The organism is Collinsella aerofaciens, from assembly GCF_039752985.1.
In the GTDB taxonomy this organism is placed as follows: domain Bacteria; phylum Actinomycetota; class Coriobacteriia; order Coriobacteriales; family Coriobacteriaceae; genus Collinsella; species Collinsella aerofaciens_BT.
Genome location: NZ_JBDMHA010000007.1, coordinates 1 through 17,801 on the forward strand (window position 1 = coordinate 1; position 17,801 = coordinate 17,801).

At 59.0% G+C, this 17,801-nt stretch carries 17 protein-coding genes, 1 pseudogene and 1 riboswitch; of the genes and pseudogenes, 13 read left to right on the top strand and 5 right to left on the bottom strand.

Annotated elements, in window-relative coordinates:
• From ABHR76_RS01710 to ABHR76_RS01730, 5 genes and pseudogenes are all read left to right on the top strand, one after another.
• Positions 1–348: pseudogene (locus ABHR76_RS01710) on the top strand (NAD(+) synthase); the annotation flags it as partial.
• Between the two features lie 118 nt (positions 349–466).
• A complete protein-coding gene (locus tag ABHR76_RS01715) occupies positions 467–1,630 on the top strand; it encodes a pyridoxal phosphate-dependent aminotransferase (protein WP_006234344.1) in 1,164 nt (387 codons plus the stop codon).
• A gap of 201 nt (positions 1,631–1,831) precedes the next feature.
• Entirely contained in the window at positions 1,832–2,782 is a 951-nt protein-coding gene (locus ABHR76_RS01720) for an L-lactate dehydrogenase (RefSeq protein WP_006234343.1), read from the top strand.
• Positions 2,783–2,896: 114 nt separating this feature from the next.
• Positions 2,897–4,057, top strand: a complete 1,161-nt coding sequence (locus tag ABHR76_RS01725; RefSeq protein ID WP_346976639.1) for a DUF2974 domain-containing protein — start codon at positions 2,897–2,899, stop codon at positions 4,055–4,057.
• 111 nt (positions 4,058–4,168) lie between these two features.
• Positions 4,169–5,173, top strand: a complete 1,005-nt coding sequence (locus tag ABHR76_RS01730; protein WP_022094136.1) for a nucleoid-associated protein — start codon at positions 4,169–4,171, stop codon at positions 5,171–5,173.
• 97 nt (positions 5,174–5,270) lie between these two features.
• Here the strand turns inward: ABHR76_RS01730 and dapD are convergent, their stop codons facing one another.
• The 3 genes from dapD to dapA are packed head-to-tail and all read right to left on the bottom strand — an operon-like array spanning position 5,271 to position 9,072.
• On the bottom strand, positions 5,271–5,990 hold the full coding sequence (dapD, locus tag ABHR76_RS01735; protein ID WP_346976640.1) for a 2,3,4,5-tetrahydropyridine-2,6-dicarboxylate N-acetyltransferase: 720 nt from the start codon (positions 5,988–5,990) through the stop codon (positions 5,271–5,273).
• A 39-nt stretch (positions 5,991–6,029) separates the two neighbouring features.
• Positions 6,030–6,770: a 4-hydroxy-tetrahydrodipicolinate reductase gene (dapB, locus tag ABHR76_RS01740; protein ID WP_346976642.1), complete on the bottom strand. Its 741-nt coding sequence runs from the start codon at positions 6,768–6,770 to the stop codon at positions 6,030–6,032.
• Entirely contained in the window at positions 6,763–9,072 is a 2,310-nt protein-coding gene (gene dapA / locus ABHR76_RS01745; RefSeq protein ID WP_346976644.1) for a 4-hydroxy-tetrahydrodipicolinate synthase, read from the bottom strand. The genes dapB and dapA overlap by 8 nt, the downstream gene beginning before the upstream one ends.
• Before the next feature lie 65 nt (positions 9,073–9,137).
• Positions 9,138–9,306, bottom strand: a riboswitch (Lysine riboswitch).
• Positions 9,307–9,451: 145 nt separating this feature from the next.
• Here dapA and ABHR76_RS01750 point away from each other — a divergent pair.
• The 7 genes from ABHR76_RS01750 (at position 9,452) to ABHR76_RS01780 (ending at position 14,226) form a co-directional block, all read left to right on the top strand.
• Complete coding sequence (locus tag ABHR76_RS01750) at positions 9,452–10,639, top strand: amidohydrolase (protein WP_346976646.1); 1,188 nt, start codon at positions 9,452–9,454, stop codon at positions 10,637–10,639.
• A gap of 101 nt (positions 10,640–10,740) precedes the next feature.
• Positions 10,741–11,022 carry a type II toxin-antitoxin system RelE/ParE family toxin gene (locus tag ABHR76_RS01755; RefSeq protein ID WP_271744584.1) on the top strand — a complete coding sequence of 94 codons (282 nt, stop codon included), beginning with the start codon at positions 10,741–10,743 and terminating at the stop codon, positions 11,020–11,022.
• Positions 10,994–11,335, top strand: coding sequence for a HigA family addiction module antitoxin (locus ABHR76_RS01760; protein ID WP_346976647.1), 342 nt, complete (start codon positions 10,994–10,996; stop codon positions 11,333–11,335). Before ABHR76_RS01755 ends, ABHR76_RS01760 begins: the two co-directional genes overlap by 29 nt.
• 83 nt (positions 11,336–11,418) lie before the next feature.
• A complete protein-coding gene (locus ABHR76_RS01765) occupies positions 11,419–11,688 on the top strand; it encodes a hypothetical protein (RefSeq protein ID WP_050766085.1) in 270 nt (89 codons plus the stop codon).
• A 164-nt stretch (positions 11,689–11,852) separates the two neighbouring features.
• The gene (locus ABHR76_RS01770) at positions 11,853–12,296 is read left to right on the top strand and encodes an FxLYD domain-containing protein (protein WP_346976649.1); all 444 of its coding nucleotides are present in this window, start codon (positions 11,853–11,855) and stop codon (positions 12,294–12,296) included.
• 32 nt (positions 12,297–12,328) lie between these two features.
• Entirely contained in the window at positions 12,329–12,751 is a 423-nt protein-coding gene (locus ABHR76_RS01775; RefSeq protein ID WP_346976651.1) for an XRE family transcriptional regulator, read from the top strand.
• Positions 12,752–12,849: 98 nt separating this feature from the next.
• Complete coding sequence (locus tag ABHR76_RS01780) at positions 12,850–14,226, top strand: serine/threonine protein kinase (protein WP_346976652.1); 1,377 nt, start codon at positions 12,850–12,852, stop codon at positions 14,224–14,226.
• Between the two features lie 37 nt (positions 14,227–14,263).
• Here the strand turns inward: ABHR76_RS01780 and ABHR76_RS01785 are convergent, their stop codons facing one another.
• Together ABHR76_RS01785 and ABHR76_RS01790 are read right to left on the bottom strand one after the other, a co-directional pair.
• Entirely contained in the window at positions 14,264–15,397 is a 1,134-nt protein-coding gene (locus ABHR76_RS01785; protein WP_346976653.1) for a coiled-coil domain-containing protein, read from the bottom strand.
• 267 nt (positions 15,398–15,664) lie between these two features.
• Positions 15,665–16,264 carry an MOSC domain-containing protein gene (locus ABHR76_RS01790; protein ID WP_346976655.1) on the bottom strand — a complete coding sequence of 200 codons (600 nt, stop codon included), beginning with the start codon at positions 16,262–16,264 and terminating at the stop codon, positions 15,665–15,667.
• Positions 16,265–16,498: 234 nt separating this feature from the next.
• Between ABHR76_RS01790 and ABHR76_RS01795 the strand changes: the two genes are divergently transcribed.
• Positions 16,499–17,755, top strand: coding sequence for a carboxylate--amine ligase (locus ABHR76_RS01795; protein ID WP_346976656.1), 1,257 nt, complete (start codon positions 16,499–16,501; stop codon positions 17,753–17,755).
• The last annotated feature ends 46 nt before the right edge of the window (positions 17,756–17,801 follow it).

Sequence of the window (17,801 nt, forward strand, 5' to 3'; positions counted from 1 at the left end):
CCCACGGGCGACGGCGAGATTGCGCAGAAGACCGAGGATTTGGTGGGCCCGTACGAGTTGCACGACTACTTCCTCTACTACCTGCTGCGTTTTGGCTTTGAGCCGGGCAAGATCTACCGCATGGCGCTCAAGAGCTTCGAGGGCGTCTACGACGCCAAGACCGTCCACACGTGGCTACGTACGTTCTACCGTCGCTTCTTTGCCCAGCAGTTTAAGCGCAGCTGCCTGCCCGATGGTCCCAAGGTGGGCTCGGTGACGCTCAGCCCGCGCGGCGATTGGCGTATGCCGAGTGACGCTAGCTCGCGTCTGTGGCTTGCGCAGATCGACGCGCTCAATCCAGTTGACTAAGGTTGGCTAAATTGAACCAATACGGGGGTTGCAAGCGTTACACTTTTGCAATCTGATGGCCCGTATCGCGCGGCGCTCTTGTCGGAGCGCCGCGTTTTTTATATCGAAAGGTGGCACCATGCAGGCATCGCAGCGTCTCGACCGCTTTGGCGCGGAGGTCTTCGCCTCGCTCAACAACAAGCTTCTCGCGCTGAAGGCTCAGGGCAAGACCATTTACAACATGAGCGTGGGCACGCCCGACTTTAAGCCGTACGACCACGTGGTCGAGGCGCTCACGCAGGCAGCCCAAGATCCCGAGATGTGGAAGTATGCCCTGCGCGACCTGCCCGAACTCAAGCAAGCCGTGTGCGATTACTATGAGCGTCGCTTTGGCGTTTCGGGCATTACGCCGTCTATGGTGCAGTCGTGCAACGGCACGCAGGAGGGCGTGGGCCATTTGGGCCTGGCCCTGCTCGATCCGGGTGACACCATTCTGGTTCCCGATCCGTGCTACCCGGTCTTTGAGGCGGGTGCCAAGATCGCCGATGCCAAGCTCGAATACTATCCGCTGGTTGCCGAGCATAATTACCTGCCCTATGTGGCGGGTATCGATCCCGAGGTGGCCGATCGTGCCAAGTATATGATCGTGTCGCTGCCCGCGAACCCGGTCGGCTCGGTGGGTACGCCCGAGGTCTACGAGGAGATTATCGCTTTCGCCCGCGAGCACGACCTGCTCATCGTCCATGACAACGCATACTCCGACATCGTGTTCGACGGCGAGCCGGGCGGCAGCTTCTTGCAGTATCCCGGCGCGCTCGAGGTGGGCGTTGAGTTCTTCTCGCTTTCCAAGTCGTTTAACGTCACCGGTGCCCGCATCGGCTTTTTGGTCGGTCGCGAGGATGTAGTCTCGGCCTTTGCCAAGCTGCGCGGCCAGATCGACTTCGGTATGTTCTTCCCGATCCAGAAGGCCGCCATCGCCTGCCTGAACGGTCCGCGCGATGAGGTCGAGGCGCAGCGTCTGAAGTACCAGGAGCGCCGCGATGCCCTGTGCGACGGTCTTGAGGGCCTGGGCTGGGAGCGTCCCAACGCGCATGGCTCTATGTTTGTGTGGGCCAAGCTTCCCGGTGGTCGCACCGATTCCATGGCGTTTTGCGAGGAGCTCATGGAGAAGGCCGGCGTTGTGGTGACGCCGGGCGCGAGTTTTGGTCCTTCGGGCGAGGGGCACGTGCGCATGGCGCTGGTCCTGCCGCCCGATCAGATCGCTTTGGCTGTCGAGGCCATTCGCGAGGCGGGCCTGTATTAGAAACCTGTTTCGGCCCGTCAATAGCTCGAAACCGATTTCGTGCAGTTATTTTACGAATACTGCAAACAATTTCGGTAAACGGTCGATTTTTGGCTGCGAATAGGGGCATAATCAAAGTCCCGATTGGATGTATTGGGATTACGACAAGCCGCTCGGGTCGTTCCCGGGCGGCTTGTTTGTGGAGAAAGATGGGAGTTTCTAATGGTTAACGAGAAGAAGGTCGCTATTGTCGGCTGCGGTTTCGTCGGTTCGTCTTCGGCGTTCGCTCTGATGCAGAGCGGTCTGTTCTCCGAGATGGTCCTCATCGACGTGGACAAGAACCGCGCCGAGGGTGAGGCTCTGGATATCGCGCACGGCATGACGTTTGCCGAGCCGATGAAGATCTACGCCGGCGATTATTCCGATGTCGCCGACGCCGCCATGATCGTCGTCACCGCTGGCGCTGCCCAGAAGCCCGGTGAGACCCGCCTGGACCTGGTCAACAAGAACGTTAACATCTTTAAGTCCATTATCCCCGAGATTAAGAAGTCCGGCTTCGACGGCATTCTGCTAATCGTCTCCAACCCGGTTGATGTTCTGACCTATGCTGCCATCAAGATGTCCGGCCTGCCCGAGGGCCATGTCATCGGCTCCGGCACCGTGCTCGACACTGGCCGTCTGCAGCAGATGCTTGGTGCCCACGTCGAGGTTGACCCGCGCGATGTCCAGGCCTATGTCATGGGCGAGCACGGCGACTCCGAGTTTGTCGCTTGGTCCAGCGCTCAGGTTGCTGGCGTTCCGCTGAACACCTTCTGCGAGCTTCACGGTCATCTGGAGCACGAGGCTGCCGAGAAGCGTATCGCCGAGGACGTCAAGAACTCCGCCTACACCATCATCGAGAAGAAGCACGCCACCTACTACGGCGTCGCCATGGCCGTCAAGCGCATCTGCACCGCTGTCATGCGCGATGAGCAGACCGTTCTGCCCGTTTCCTCGCTCATGGTGGGCGAGTATGGCCTGTCCGATCTGGCTATCTCCATGCCGACGGTCGTTGGCCGCGACGGCGTCGTCTGCCGCGTCCCCGTGCCGCTGAACGATGACGAGCAGCATGAGCTCACCGCCTCCGCCAAGGCCCTCAAGGACATCATCGACAGCGTCGACTTCTCCTGCTAAATCAAGCTCGCTAGAGCGAAAAGCTACAATGAAGGCGTCCGGGTCCACACGGCCCGGGCGCCTTTTTGGTGCAAAGTAACCTGACCCCAATGCACCATAGTTGATGGGAGGGCCATGTCGGATTCGCCTAATTTTTTGACCTATGCCCAGACAGCGTTTGATCCGTTTGAGGAACGGCCGTTCTGCGCGGTGGATAGCCTGGTCTTTGCGTGGTTGTCCTATTTGCGTTTGCCGGGTGATATGGCGGAGCTGACGAACTGGCAGGGCCTAGACGTACGCGAGCTGCTGCGCGCCGAGTGCTACCAAGACATGATTGGCGACCTGTGGGATCCGGAGGGGAGTCGTGCCCTGTTGGAGGCTGTGGCAGCAAGCCCTCGCTACCGTGGCGTTCGTGTTTGCGGCTATCGTAGCGTGAGTGATGCCGAGACAACGGAGCAGTTTGCGGCCATGACGTTCCGATTTCCGGCGGGGTTTAGCTATCTTGCCTTCCGGGGGACCGACAGCACGATTGTGGGCTGGAAAGAGGACTTTAACATGGCGTTCCGGTGTCCTGTGCCGGCCCAGGAATCCGCGGCGCGTTATGTAGACGAGGCGGCGGATGCGATTGACGGGCCGCTTTTGTGCGGAGGTCATTCCAAGGGTGGAAACCTTGCGGTGTACGGTGCGGCGATGTGCCCCGATGTCGCCCGTGAGCGAATCGAACGGGCGTATTCCCATGATGGTCCGGGCTTCGTCGAGGAGTTTCTGAGCGGCAACGCCTTCGCCGATCTATCCGGTCGAATCGACAAGACGCTACCTCGGTCGTCGATCTTTGGCATGATGTTCGAGACACAGGAGGACTATGCCATCGTTGAGAGCACCGAGTTCAGCCTGCTTCAGCATAATCCCTTTAGCTGGGTGGTTGATGGTCGCGACTTCGTGTACTGTGAGCGCCTGTCCGCCGGTGCTCGATACGTTGATGGCTCCATTCGCGAGATGCTGCTTGCAGTGTCGCCTAGCGAGCGCGAGCGTTTTGTAGATGCGTTGTTCTCCGTGTTTGAGGCTACGGGTGCTGAGCGGTTTGCGGATATCGCTGGGAATCTGCGCGAGAGCCTGCCCGTGATGCTCCAGGCTGCGCAAGGCTTTGACAAGGATACGCGACGCTTTGTCTCGCAGACTATCGTTGCGATTCTTAAGTGTGCGCTTCTGCCCAAACGTCCCCAGATCGACATGCCCGCTGCCGGCAAGAGCTTGGCAGAACAGCTCGAGGCTTGGCAGTCCGAGCTCCTGCGCTAACCATTGGTGCAAAGCAACCTGTCCCCGATGCACCAATCTTCGATGCGCCTGGGGCGGGATCGACCGCTATACTGGTTCGTGCCGAAATCGATCTAGAACGGAATGCCGTATATGAAAATCAATCACGCGATTCTGCATATCCTGGACTTTGACTCTGCCGTCAACGTTATGAGCCAGCGCGAGCTCGATATCGAGAGCCGCACCGTGCGTAATTTCGTAACCACGCACCTGCGGCGCGCTCGTACCTCGGCTGATAACAAGCGTGCCACGTTTGCCGAGAACTCCGCATTCGGCGGCGAGCTCAAGGGCTATTTCTTTGGTGAGCGTGAGTTCGTGGATCTGTCTCAGCAGATTGCGGAGTTCATCTCTTCCGAACTTACCAAGGCCGAGAAAGCCGAGTCCACTGACGTGCTTGTGGCGGACTTTGATGACGATGAGGATGCCCGCTGGTTTGCCGTGATGCTGCTGGGCTCCAAGCAGGCTTTTATGCACGAGGTGGGTCGCGAAGAGGGCGAGGTGCGCAACGACATTGCGCGCCACTACGCCATTCTGCCGAATCCCTCGCAAAAGGTGCCGAGCTATGCAATCGTGCGTGCAAGCACCATGGAGATCGGCTATGTGGATAAGAAGCGCAAGATTGCCGGCGAGGATCGCATGCTCATTCCCGATGGCCTGCTGCAGTGCGACACGGGGGTATCGGGCAAGGAGGTCATCGACACCGTGACGCGTGTGGTCGAGGAAGTCGCCGAGGAGCACGGTGCCAACACGGCTGTAGCACTCGCCAAGGTTAAGGCTGCTGTTGCCGAGAAAGTTGAGGATGACGAGGAACTGCCCCCTTGGGATATCGTCGATGAGGTCTTTGAGGACGAGCCGGTTATCAAGGAGAGCGTGCGCGCGGCACTGACTGAGGAGAAGGTGCCTGAGCGTGTGCCCGTGGAGCGCAAGCAGGTCGAACGCGCGGCGGTGCGCAACCACAAGATCCGTACCGACACGGGCATCGAGATCAGCTTCCCGGCCGAGATGGGTTCGAACTCTGAGTACATCGAGTTTGTCAACGAGCCCAACGGCCTCATCTCCATCGAGCTCAAGAACATCGGGTCAATTGAGAATCGATAAACTGCGCTTGGACGCTGCAGAAAAACAAAGGCCGAAGCCCCAATGGAGCTTCGGCCTTTTTGCTTAGAACTGCATTTCCTTGCAGGTTGACACGCCTCTAGAGCCGGCGTAAGCCTTCTTCGAGGCCGGTCTTGCTGTCGGTCTTCTCGTCGCGCATCTTGATAACGCGGGCGGGGACACCGGCCACGACGGCGCCGGCGGGGACGTCCTCGACGCATACGGCACCGGCAGCCACGACGGCGCCCTTGCCCACGCGCACGCCCTCCAGGACCACGGCGTTGGCGCCAATCATGACATCGTCCTCGATGATGACGGGCGTGGCGCTCGCGGGCTCAACGACGCCTGCCAGTACGGTGCCGGCGCCGATGTGGCAGTTCTTGCCCACGGTTGCGCGGCCGCCCAGGACGGCGCCCATATCAATCATAGAGCCCTCGCCGATAACGGAGCCGATGTTGATGATGGCGCCCATCATGATGACGGCACGGTCGCCAATCTCGACGCGGTCGCGGATGATCGCGCCCGGCTCGATGCGGGCGTTGATGCCCTTAAGGTCGAGCATGGGCACGGCGGAGTTGCGACAGTCATTCTCGACGTCGTAGTAGTCGATGGAGTCGGCATTGGCATCGAGGATGGCCTTGAGCTCATCCCAGTCGCCAAAGACGGTCTTGCCGCGACGACCGCCGTAGACATGTGCGTCGCCCCAGGCAACCTTCATGCCGGGCTTCTCGCGCACGTACAGCTTGACGGGCGTCTTTTTGGGCGCGGTGGCGATGTAGTTGATAATCTCCTGTGCATCCATCTCGGCTGCGTTGCTCATTTGCTATCTCTCCTTTGGGTGGATTCGGTTGATACCTGGTTAGGCAAACATGACCTGGTCAAACGTATAGAAGCCGGGTTCGCGGGTGACGAGCTTTTGCGCGGCTGCCAAGGCGCCGTTGACAAAGATCTGACGGCTCGTGGCGCGGTGGGTGAGCGTGACCTCCTCGTCCTGGCCAAAGAAACTCACTTCGTGCACGCCGGCAACAGTGCCACCGCGCAGCGAGTGCATACCGATTTCCTTGGGATCGCGAGCGCCGCACATGCCCTCGCGGCCATAGACGGGGTGGTAGCCTGCCTCGGGCTCGGCTTCGACGACGGCGTCGAGTAGCAGCTTGGCAGTGCCGCTCGGGGCGTCGACCTTTTGGTTGTGGTGCGTCTCGACAATCTCGCAGTCAAAGCCGGGCAGTTCTCGCGTGGCCTGTGCTACCAGATGACGCAGGGCTGCGATACCGATGGAGTAATTGCCGGAGTGCATGACGCGGGCGTTCTGACCCAGCTCGCGCAGGCGGTCCATCTGCTCGGGTGTGTAACCCGTGGTGCCCGAGGCTAACGCCGCCCCCGTGCGCTCGACATAGGCGACGACAGCATCGAAGGTCGCAATGTTCGAGAAGTCGATGATGACGTCGGCTGCTGGTGCGCTCTCGAGCTCGGACAGGTCAAAACCGACCTGCGCGACGATATCAAAAACGGGCTTACCGGCGGCGTCGACAACGCCCTCGGCGGTGGTGCGGATGAGCGAGCCCATGCGGCCCGTTCCCATAATGACGGTCTTAATCAAGCAGACCAGCTCCCTTCAGAGCATCGGTAAGTGCAGCGCGCGTGTCGTCTGCCATGGGGCACAGCGGCATGCGGTAGTTTGCCTCGATCATACCCATTTGAGCGAGCGCCTCTTTGACGGGGATGGGGTTGACCTCACTAAAGAGGGCATTGATGAGCGGCTGGCCGGCAATTTGGATATCGCGGGCACGCGCCACGTCACCGTCCAGATAGGCGCGGCACATGTCATGCACGAGCTGCGGCTGAACGTCGGCCCACACGCTGATGGTGCCCGAGGCGCCCAGGCTCATGAGCGGCACGGTGAGCGCGTCCTCGCCCGAGTACATGCGGAAGTCGTCGGACAGCAGGTGGGCAATCTTGGCCGCGTAGGCGACGTTGCCCGAGGCTTCCTTAATACCCATGATGTTGGGGTGCGCGGCCAAGCGCTCTACGTTGCGCTCGCTGATGCCGCAGCCGCAGCGGCCGGGGATGTTGTACAGGATGCAGGGGATGTCCACAGCATCGGCGACGGTCTTAAAGTGCTGATAGATACCCTCTTCATTGGACTTGTTGTAGTAGGGGGTGATGAGCAGCAGGCCGTCGGCTCCCAAGCCCTGGTAGGTGAGCGACTTGGTGAGCATCGTCTGCGTGGAGTTGGAGCCCGAGCCGGCGATGACGGGGACGCGTCCTGCAACATGCTTGACCACGGCGGCGACGACGGAGTTGTCCTCGTCATCGGTCATCGTGGCGCTCTCGCCGGTGGTGCCCAGGGTGAGGATGGCGTCGGTGCCATTTTGCAGGTGGAAATCGATAAGGCGCTCGAGCGCGTCGAAGTCGACGCTGCCGTCCTTTTTAAACGGCGTGACGAGGGCGACGATTGAGCCCTCGAGATTGCGGATGTCCATGTTCTTCTCCTTCGCGTCCGCGATCTGGATGCGTTTGTTCCATTGAATGGCGACGGCCAGGCGCTCGTCTTGGGCGCGACGGCGGGCACTTTCGGCGCGCGACTTGGCCAGCAGCTCTCGGCCGCACGGCAGCACGTCGAGCGTGGCATAGTAATCGTCCGGGCGCTCGGCGCGACGAATGAGATCTGCTGAGCCGTCGGGGTGCAGCAATACCTCGGCGGAGCGCAGACGGCCGTTGTAGTTGTAGCCCATGGAGTAGCCATGCGCGCCGGTATCGTGGATTACGAGTACATCACCCATGTCGATCTGCGGCAGCTCGCGGTCGATAGCGAACTTATCGTTGTTCTCGCACAAGTTGCCCGTGATGTCATACGTGTTCGTGACCGGTGTTGCGGTCTTGTTAGGGCCACCCGGCTGACCCATTACCGTAATGTGGTGGTAGGCACCATACATAGCGGGACGAATGAGGTCGACGGCGCTTGCGTCCACGCCGATATAGTCCTTGTAGATTTGCTTTTCGTGGATGGCCTTGGTGACCAGGCATCCGTAGGGGCCCATCATAAAGCGACCCATCTCGGTGCAGATCGCCACATCGCCCATGCCGGCGGGGACCAGGATCTCGTCGTATGCCGCATGCACTCCCTCGCCGATGGCGTGAATGTCGTTGGCCTGCTGCTCGGGCAGATAGGGGATGCCGACGCCGCCGGACAGATTGATAAAGGCGACATGTGCGCCGGTCTCGCGCTCCAGGCGCACGGCAAGTTCAAAGAGGATGCGTGCGAGCTTGGGATAGTAGTCGTTAGTGACGGTGTTACTGGCAAGGAAGGCGTGGATGCCAAAATTCTCGGCGCCCTTGGCCTTGAGCATGCGGAAGGCCTCAAAGAGCTGCTCGGTGGTCATGCCGTACTTGGAGTCGCCGGGGTTGTCCATGATGCCATTGGAGAGCTGGAACAGGCCGCCCGGATTAAAGCGGCAACTGACTGTCTTGGGGATGGGCCCCGCAACGCGCTCAAAGAACTCGATATGGCTTATGTCGTCAAAGTTGACGATGGCGCCCAGCTTATCTGCAAGGGCAAAATCCGCTGCCGGCGTGTCGTTGGACGAGAACATGATGTCGTGGCCGGTGATACCCAGCGAGCGGGCAATCATGAGCTCGGTATAGCTCGAGCAATCGCAACCGCAGCCGTATTCGTTGAGAATGGAGATGAGCGCCGGGTTGGGATTGGCCTTGACGGCAAAGTATTCCTTAAAGCCCGGGTTCCATGCAAAGGCGTCGCGCACTTCTTGCATGTTGCGGCGGATGCCCGCCTCGTCGTATAGGTGAAACGGCGTGGGGAACTGCTCGACGATATGCTCGAGCGTCTCCTTGTCGACAAACGGCTGCTTGGCCGCATATGCCTCGTTGGGGGTCAATGCCATGTCCCGTAAACCTCGCTATCCAGACGGCGCCATCGGCGCATCGAATCCGCATAGCGTGGACCCCATGTCCGGATAGCGCTCCCGCATTGCTGCAGACAGTCCTGCGGGTGTTTCCCGCAGGCCCACCAGGTTGTTCGTGCCCGAAAAACCCAGTTCGGCGGGTTTCGCCTCCCCGCGGGGTCAAAGCCTGCCGGCTCGCCCGCGGCTCTTCGTGCCCGCGCCTCTATCAAGTGGTAACGACCCTACCACGTTGCACTTTACCAAACAAGAGTATTCGTATATAACGTTTAAAAAATGCAGGGATATGCTAGAAACAAGGGCGTCACAATTCTGCATCACAATATTGTGGGAATGGATATGCCCCATGAAAGGATCCTTTATGACCGAGCTCCAAGAACTTCGTCGCTATCGTCGCGACCTGCATCGCATTCCGGAGCTCGATTTCGAGCTTCCTCAAACCGTAGCCTATATAGAGGGCGTGCTCGCCTCGCTTGCCTGTGAAGTGGTCCATCCCTGCCCCAGCTGTGTTTGCGCTTTCTTCGACGCTGGCACGGGCGCCGCGCATGCCACGGCGATTCGCGCCGATATGGACGCGTTGCCCATCGCGGAGGCGACGGGTGCGGCCTTCGCCTCGACCCATCCCGGCAAGATGCATGCGTGCGGACACGATGGACACATGGCCATGGCGCTTGCCGCCGCGACGCATGTCGACCGAACGATTCGCGAGCAGCCGGGCGCCATCAAGCGCAATGTGCTCTTTGTATTTCAGCCGGCCGAGGAAACGACCGGTGGCGCCAAGACAGTGTGCGAGAGCGGCGTATTCGAGCGCTATGGGGCAGATCGCATCTTTGGCTTCCATGTGTGGCCCGATTTGCCTGCCGGTACGTTGGCGAGTTGTCCCGGTCCGCTGCTGGCGCGCTCAAGCGAGACGCACATTCATATCCATGGCGCGAGCATCCATATCGCCAAGACCTACGGCGTTCCAGTCGAGGAGTCGCACGATGCGGCACTGGCGGCTGCCAAGTTCTTGGTTGCCGAGCGCGAACTGATGGATGAGCTGGGCGCCGATGAACCCTGCATTGGTAAGTTCGGCCTGCTGCAGGCCGGCACCGTCTGCAATGCGGTGGCGGGGGAGGCCCATGTTGCGGGCAGCTTGCGCGTGTTTACGGACGATATGTTCGACCGAGCGCGCGAGGGCGTGCGCCGCGTGTTGGACGATGCCTGCGCCACAACGGGCTGCACGTATGATCTCGACTTTGCCGAGGGCTATCCGCCGGTCGATAACGACCCCGAGTTGTTTGCCTGCATTGCGCCTGCCTTGTCCGAGCTGCAACTTGTGGACGAGCCGCTGCTGATTGCCGAGGACTTCGCCTTCTATCAGCGCCATCTTCCGGGCGTGTTCTTCCTGCTGGGCACGGGCGTGCCAGAGGGACAAGAAAACCCGAGTGATCCGGATGGCTGTCCCGCCTATGCCACGAGCGCCCTTCACACCGATACCATGCTCTTTGACGAGGAAATCCTACTCAAGGGTCTCGATGTCTACAAACGATTGCTTCTGCTTGGTTAATTGGCGAAGGATACCTGCTCTAGAAAACACGAACAGATGTACGGTATAATAGAGATGTAAGTCTATAGAAACGTTTGACGTTATTAACGTAAGGCGATACTATGATTGCATCATATAAAGATGAAGACACTGAACGCTTCGCAATGGGTGTGCGGATTAGGAAGTTCATTCCTTTTGAGCGGGTCGCCTTGAGGAAGATTCGCCAACTGCAGATCTGCGCTTCGCTTGATGATCTTCGCGTTCCGCCAGGTAATCGTCTTGAAGCGTTGAAGGGCGATCGCGCTGGTCAATATAGCATCCGTGTTAATGAGCGCTATCGGGTCTGTTTTGAGTGGAGACAGGGGATGGCTTGGAATGTCGAAATCGTCGATTATCACAAGTGATGAGACCGCGCCCGATTTGCTGTCGCCGGTGACTCCTGGTGAACTTCTCAAAGAGGAATTTCTTGTTCCTATGGGCATTTCTCAATATCGCCTTGCTAAGGAGACCGGGATTCCGGCACAGCGTATTGGGCAGATTATTTTGGGAAGGCGTCGTGTTACGGCTGACACTGATCTTCGCCTTTGCCGCTACTTTGGCCTAACGGATGGCTATTGGCTTCGCGCTCAGATGGCGTTTGACCTCGAGGCAGAGAAGAGGCGCATCGAGCCGGAACTCGACAAGATCGTTCCTGTTCAGCAGGCTATCGCACTGTAGTGCTCAAAGATGATGGGGGTGGCGCGGCGATGAGGCGACGCCGACAGTCTGCCGTATATAGTCCGGGTGGATGCGGGTGCGGTTTGCTGCTGCTTCCGGTTATTGCTGTGAGCATTGGCGTGATGTTTGCGCTTGCCGGGCTTGCCGCGGCGGCGCTCGTGCTGTTTATCACTGCCATCGGCGTGACGATTTGGCTCTGCCGCAATCGCGAGCAACGCCGTGCCGACGGTAAAACCAATGTCGGCTGGGTCGTCTTTCTGATCATTGCGTACCTGCTGAGTGCCAGCTACCTTGTTTTCTTTGTCCTGTTGATGATCAGTGCCTTTACCGGGGAATCCGTCACGGTGGGTTGATGCACTGCCAGCAGACGGTCGCGCGCAGTGCGTTTGCTCGGCGTTTGGATAACTGCATTGGTCGTTTACCGCAGCCTTAGCTCTCAGCTAATGAATTCAAGTTCAATCCTTCCTACGATGTGCTGTGTACCGGCACGGTAGCCGGATCGTAGGAAGGATGAATAATGGCAAAAGAGGGAAAGAAGCCAATCGGCAAGATTGTCCTAGGCATCATCGTGGTGCTGGTTATTGTCGGTGCCGTGGGCTCTATGGGCGGCAACTCAACCGATTCGTCTGCGAGCGATTCGGCAAAACCTGCCGAGACGACACGGCAGGCTGAGGAGCAAAAAGAACCGCAAGAACCGTATACCATTGCTGACGAGGCTGAAGACACTTCCAATCAGTTTACCTATAAGATCACGGGCACCCTGACCAATAGCACGGACAAGGAAAAGAGCTACATTCAGATTGAATATGTTCTGTATGATGCCGATGGCAACCAGGTTGGAACGGCTCTTGCAAACACCAATCATCTGAAGGCGGGCGGCTCCTGGAAGTTCGAGGCGCTGGGTACGGTGTCTCCCGACCAGGTTGCTAGCTGGGAGCGTTCGGACGTAAGCGGTTTCTAGCATGTTGCATGCACTGGGGGAGGTGAAGTCGTATGTCCGATAAAAAGCTGACCGAGGAGTTGCTCAATGAACTTCTCGACGCGCCGAACATCGATGGCTATATCAGGGAGCACGACTTTGCCGCCCCGTCGCTTTCGGACTACCTGAAGCAGCTACTGCAGGAAAAGGGCTTGGAGCGCTCGCGCGTGGTCCGTATGGCTGATCTCAATGAGACCTTTGGCTATCAGATCTTTGCCGGTGCGCGTCATCCGAGTCGCAATAAGGTGCTGCAGATTGCCTTTGCGATGGCGCTGACGCTCAAAGAGACCAACCGTGCGCTGACGGCTGCCGGGGTAAGCGTCCTTAACTGCAAGGACCGCCGCGATGCGATTATCATCTTTTGCATCGATCGCGGGTGCAGTCTCCAAAAGGTCAACGAGGAACTGTATCGCTTTGGCGAGGAGACGGTGAGTTAGCGGCTGATATCTGAGCCGGTAGAGCTGTCGAACAACGATGCAAACGAACGGGGCGCGGATGCCATGGGGTGTCTGCGCCCTGCGCTATGATGGAGGCTATGGATACTCAGAGCCCAACATATTCCGATGACGAGCTGACCGCAGCGCTTGCCGAGCACCTGGCGTCGCTCGATCGCGACGACAGCTATCGCGTGGAGCGTGTACTTAAGCGCTCGTCCGTTGAAGCAACCGAGCTCGTGTACTTTGAAGGAACCGGAGGTGGTTCGCTCGGCCCCTTTGTCCGTAAACGCATCGATGCTTCGGCTCAAATCGGCGGGGCATACGAGCGTCTGTTTGCCGCTCAGCGGGCAGGCAGGCGTTTTGAGCACCTGCCCAGAATCGTCGATTGTCGTCGTGTGGGCGACGAGCTCAACGTGGTTATGGAATACATCGAAGGGGAGACGCTCGGGGCGCTGGTGGACCGTCTGGGAGCCACCCCCGATTATGCGCACGAGTTGTATCCTGCCCTATGCGATGCCGTGGGCGAGCTCCACGCCGGTTTTGCAATGGCGGGGGAGACGTCGGCGCCGGTGATCCATCGCGACCTCAAGCCGTCGAATATCATCGTGACAGGTGCCAACTATACGCCTGATGACGGCCTGACGTTTTCATCGCTGGTGATTATCGACTTGGGGATCGCTCGCGTATGGCGCGACGGCGCCGATGCCGATACCGTCAAGTTTGGGACGCGACCCTATGCGCCGCCCGAGCAGTATGGGTTTGGGCAGACGAGCGTGCGAAGCGACGTCTACGCACTTGGCACCCTGTTGTTCTTCTGCTTGACGGGAGTCGACCCTAAGCCAGGGCTCGACATGCGCGAGCAATGCGAGGCGCGCGGCATTCCCACTCCACTTGCCGATGCCGTCTGCATGTCGATGGCGCTCGACCCGGCCAAGCGTTTTGCGAGTGCGGAAGCGTTGGGACGGGCGACGCGCGCGGCATACGATCTGAGTCGCCCCGTGCGGCCTCCTGCGCCGCCTGTCCGAACTCCGGCCTCGGAGACGGTGTTGACGCCCCAAGGGCTCCAGAACCCCGCAGGGCCTCCTGGCCCTGCCGCCTCCGCTGCATGCGGCCTGCTCTCTCGCGTTCCGGAGTCTCTGGGCCGCATTTGGAATACGCTCGTCTGCTTCTCGCTGCTTGTGTTCTTTGCCGGAAGTCACTTTGCCGTCTTTCACCCCACCGGAGCAAACCAAAGCTACCCGACGTGGCTTCTCATAATCGAGTATTTTTTCTTTGTCGATGGCCTTATGGTGCTTATGCATTTCGCACTGCTCGATAAGCGCCGTCTTCGTCGGCGATTCGCACTGCTCGACAGCTATCGCGGCAAGAAACTCGCGAAACTCTGGCTCAAGGCATTGGGTGTGCTGCTCCTATGCATGATTGTCATAGTCGCGGTTGCCAATGCGACCGGCGTCGTCGATACCTCCGCTACCTAAAAGAAAAGGACCCCATTGGGGCCCTTTGCAGTTGCACTTAGATGCGGTTCATCTGAGCGGCGACTTTGTTGTACCAGTCCTGCCACGTGGGCGGGCAGTACTTTTTGGCCGCTTCCGGGGTAAGGGTGGAGCCGTAGTTGGCGCCCAGATAGGCAACGTGAGCGGAGATGCCCTCGCTCCAGCTGCCAAAGCTGCGCCAACCGCCGCCACGTGCACTCCAGCCCCAGGCGTTGTAAGAATTGGCGCAATAAGCACCCTTGGTGCTCTCGATGCAGGCGATGGCGGGGGACCAACGGGGGTCGACACCGGTATTCCAAGCGGCGACGGCAAAGTTATAGCCCTGGCCTGCCATGGGGGAGCCGGCGAGATAATTGTCGATGCGGCCTGTCCACTCATTAATGAACGAATCGTAATCGGAGCTACCAGTATTGGAGCTGTTCACCGTGGTGTCGATGGTGGTGTTGGTGTTGGTGGCCTGGCTGCTGGAATTGCTGCCGCTTACGCCCTCGCCCGAGAGCTTCTCGGCGGCAGCGGCCTTATCGGCCTCAAGCTTGGCAAGCTCGGCGGCATTTTCCTGCTCGGCTTTTGCCTGTGCCTCGCTGCGGAGCTGCTGGGCCTGCGCCAGCGCATCCTCGGCGTTTTTCTGCTCTGCCTCAAGCTGAGACTTGGCCTGCTGGAGCTCAGCCTTGTTCTGCTCGAGTTCGGTTTGCATGTTATTGAGCTGTTCGATCTCGTCGACGCTCGAGCTCGTGATCTGGTTGGTGTATTTGCAGGTCGTGATGAACTCACCCAGGCTCTGTGCGTTGACCAGGAAGCTCACGATGGGATTGGTGCCCTTCTGATACTTGTACAGATCGCGCATGGCGGAGCTTGCCTTGGCCTGCTGCTCGGGAAGCTTGGCCTCGATTTCCTCGATGCTTGCCTCATTGGAGTCAATCTGCTTTTGCAGGTCATCGAGTTTGGTGCGGGCGTCGTTGTAGGCGCTCGTGGCGGCTTCGATCTTCTGCTGGGCTGCGGAAAGCTGGTCCTGCGTTGCCTGCGAGGCGGCATACGCCGCAACGGGGGAGAGCATCGGCGTGGCCGTCAGCGCAACGGCGAGCACGGCGCTCGTGATGATACGAGCCGGCTTCGACGCAATGAACGCTGCGGTGCGATGATTCGAATGCTGCATCCAGTCCCTCTGCAATCAATCGTAGGTTATGGTTCGAACGGTATTCTACTACTGCTTTCGACCTCAACTTGAACCTTAAAGGTTCCAAAGGGTCAAGTTGAACTTGAGGCTTTGGCTTTGACCTGCAGTTATGATGAATTGTTGAGAAACCATAGAGTTCAACTTTAACGTTACAGAGCTCTGTTTGAGAGGAGTTTTGGGCTGTAAAAGCCATCTCAACGTGGGGTTTTATAACTACAGCGTGCCCTTCTGGCGAGCCTGCTCAATCTATTCGAGGGCCTCGGCGGGGGTGAACGAACAGGTGCCGTCGCCGAGCTTGACTACCTGGATTTCGTCACCGGCGTTGACCTCTCCGCCCTTTAGTACCACGCCGAAAACGCCCTCGTGGGGAAAGATGCAGTCGCCGGCGAGATAGTAGATGGCGCAACGGGTGTGGCAGACCTTGCCGATTTGGCTGATTTCGACGAGCACGTCGCTTCCAAGCTTGAGCTGTGTGCCCAAAGGGAGCGAGAGCAGGTTGATGCCCCGGGTTGTGAAGTTCTCCCCAAAGTCACCCTCGTGTACGTCGAGCCCGCGTGCCTGCGCCGTCTGGATGGACTCCGCGGCTAAAAAGGAAACCTGACGGTGCCAATGTCCGGCGTGCGCATCGGTGGCGAGGCCAAATTGCTCTATAACGGTGTCGCGTCCATCGGCGACGGGCGACTTGCGAGTGCCCTTGTGTACCGACGTGTTGATCGAGACGATGTGGGCGGGTCCGTTGTAGGCGTCGTTTGCCGTGCACAGGGGAGCGGTCGCTTTCGCACGTTTCGCCAGCTCGCGCCTCGCGGCATTGAGGATGGGATTATCGGTCGGATGGTCTTGGGGCACGTGCGCGCCTTTCGCTCGAGGATGTCAATACACTGAATCCTACAACAATGGTAGGTTCATTGCCCGTTGTCATACAACGGTGAGCGCCGTCTTCGTGCTGGCCTTCGTGCTGGACGATTACGTCGATTGCCATAGATACGGTGGAGCTTTGGGCGCCGGCGGCTTGGCACGCTAGAATAAATCAGTTGCGCAAAGACCGCCCGTTGTGTGGGCAGTTCATGATAGGAAGTTTCCATGGCATTGCAATTTACAGAGCGCGAGTTCATTCCCGTGCTGCTTGGTGGCGACATCAACGCCTATTCGGTGGCGCGCGCCTTCTACGAGGAGTACCAGGTCAAGAGTCTGGTCTTTGGCAAGTATCAGACGGGTCCCGCGTACCGCAGCCAGATTATCGACTACACGCCCAACGTGGATATCGACACCATGCCCGTGATGCTCAAAACCGTCAACGGCATTGCCCAAGCGCATGCCGACAGGACTATTGTCCTTGTGGGCTGCGGCGACAACTATGTCGCTCTCGTGGCTCAAGCCAAGGATGCTCATGAGCTGGCGGATAACATCGTCGCTCCCTACGCGCCCTACAGCATGCTCGAGCAGTGCCAGAAGAAGGAGATCTTCTACGAGCTGTGCGAGAAGCATGGCGTGCCCTATCCACACACGTTTACCTTTACCAAGGCGATGCTCAATGCTCAGGGTGAGGCGCCTGCCGAAGTGCTCGACCAGATCGATTTTCCTTACCCGATGATTCTGAAGCCTTCTGACGGCATCATGTGGTGGCAGCATGAGTTCGAGGGCCAGAAGAAGGCCTATGAGATTGCCGACCGCGCCGAGCTGGAACAGGTCATTCGCGATTCGTATGCCAGCGGCTACACCGACGATCTGATCTTGCAGGATCGCGTGCCCGGCAACGACGAGTACATGCGCGTGCTCACCAGCTATTCCGACCGCAACGGTAAGGTCCGCATGATGTGCCTGGGCCATGTGCTGCTCGAGGAGCATCAGCCCCACGGTGTCGGCAACCATGCCTGTATCATTACCGAGCCTAACGACGAACTCATGGGCGGCGTGCGCAAGCTGCTCGAGGACCTTCACTTTGTGGGCTATTCCAACTTTGACGTTAAGTACGACGAGCGCGATGGCTCGTTTAAGTTCTTCGATTTCAACACGCGCCAGGGTCGCAGCAACTACTACGTTACCAACAGCGGCTTTAACGTTGCCAAGTATGTGGTGGACGAGTATGTGTTCAACCGCCCGTTTGAGCCGGAGTTTGTGACGGCGCAGGACGAGGCCCTGTGGATGGTCGTCCCCATGGGCGTCGTCGACAAGTACGTCAAGGATCCCGAGCTGCGCGCTAAGGTGCATCGCCTGGACAAGGAAGGTAAGGGCGCCGACCCTTCGTTTATGAAGGGCGACTTTGTCTTTAACCGCTGGCTGCGCATGTGGCACACCAAGCTGCGCCACTTTAAGCTGTTCAAGACGTATTACAAGTAGATCAGCGCGGCGCCCGCCCGGTTTGCATCGGACGGGCGCGGGTATG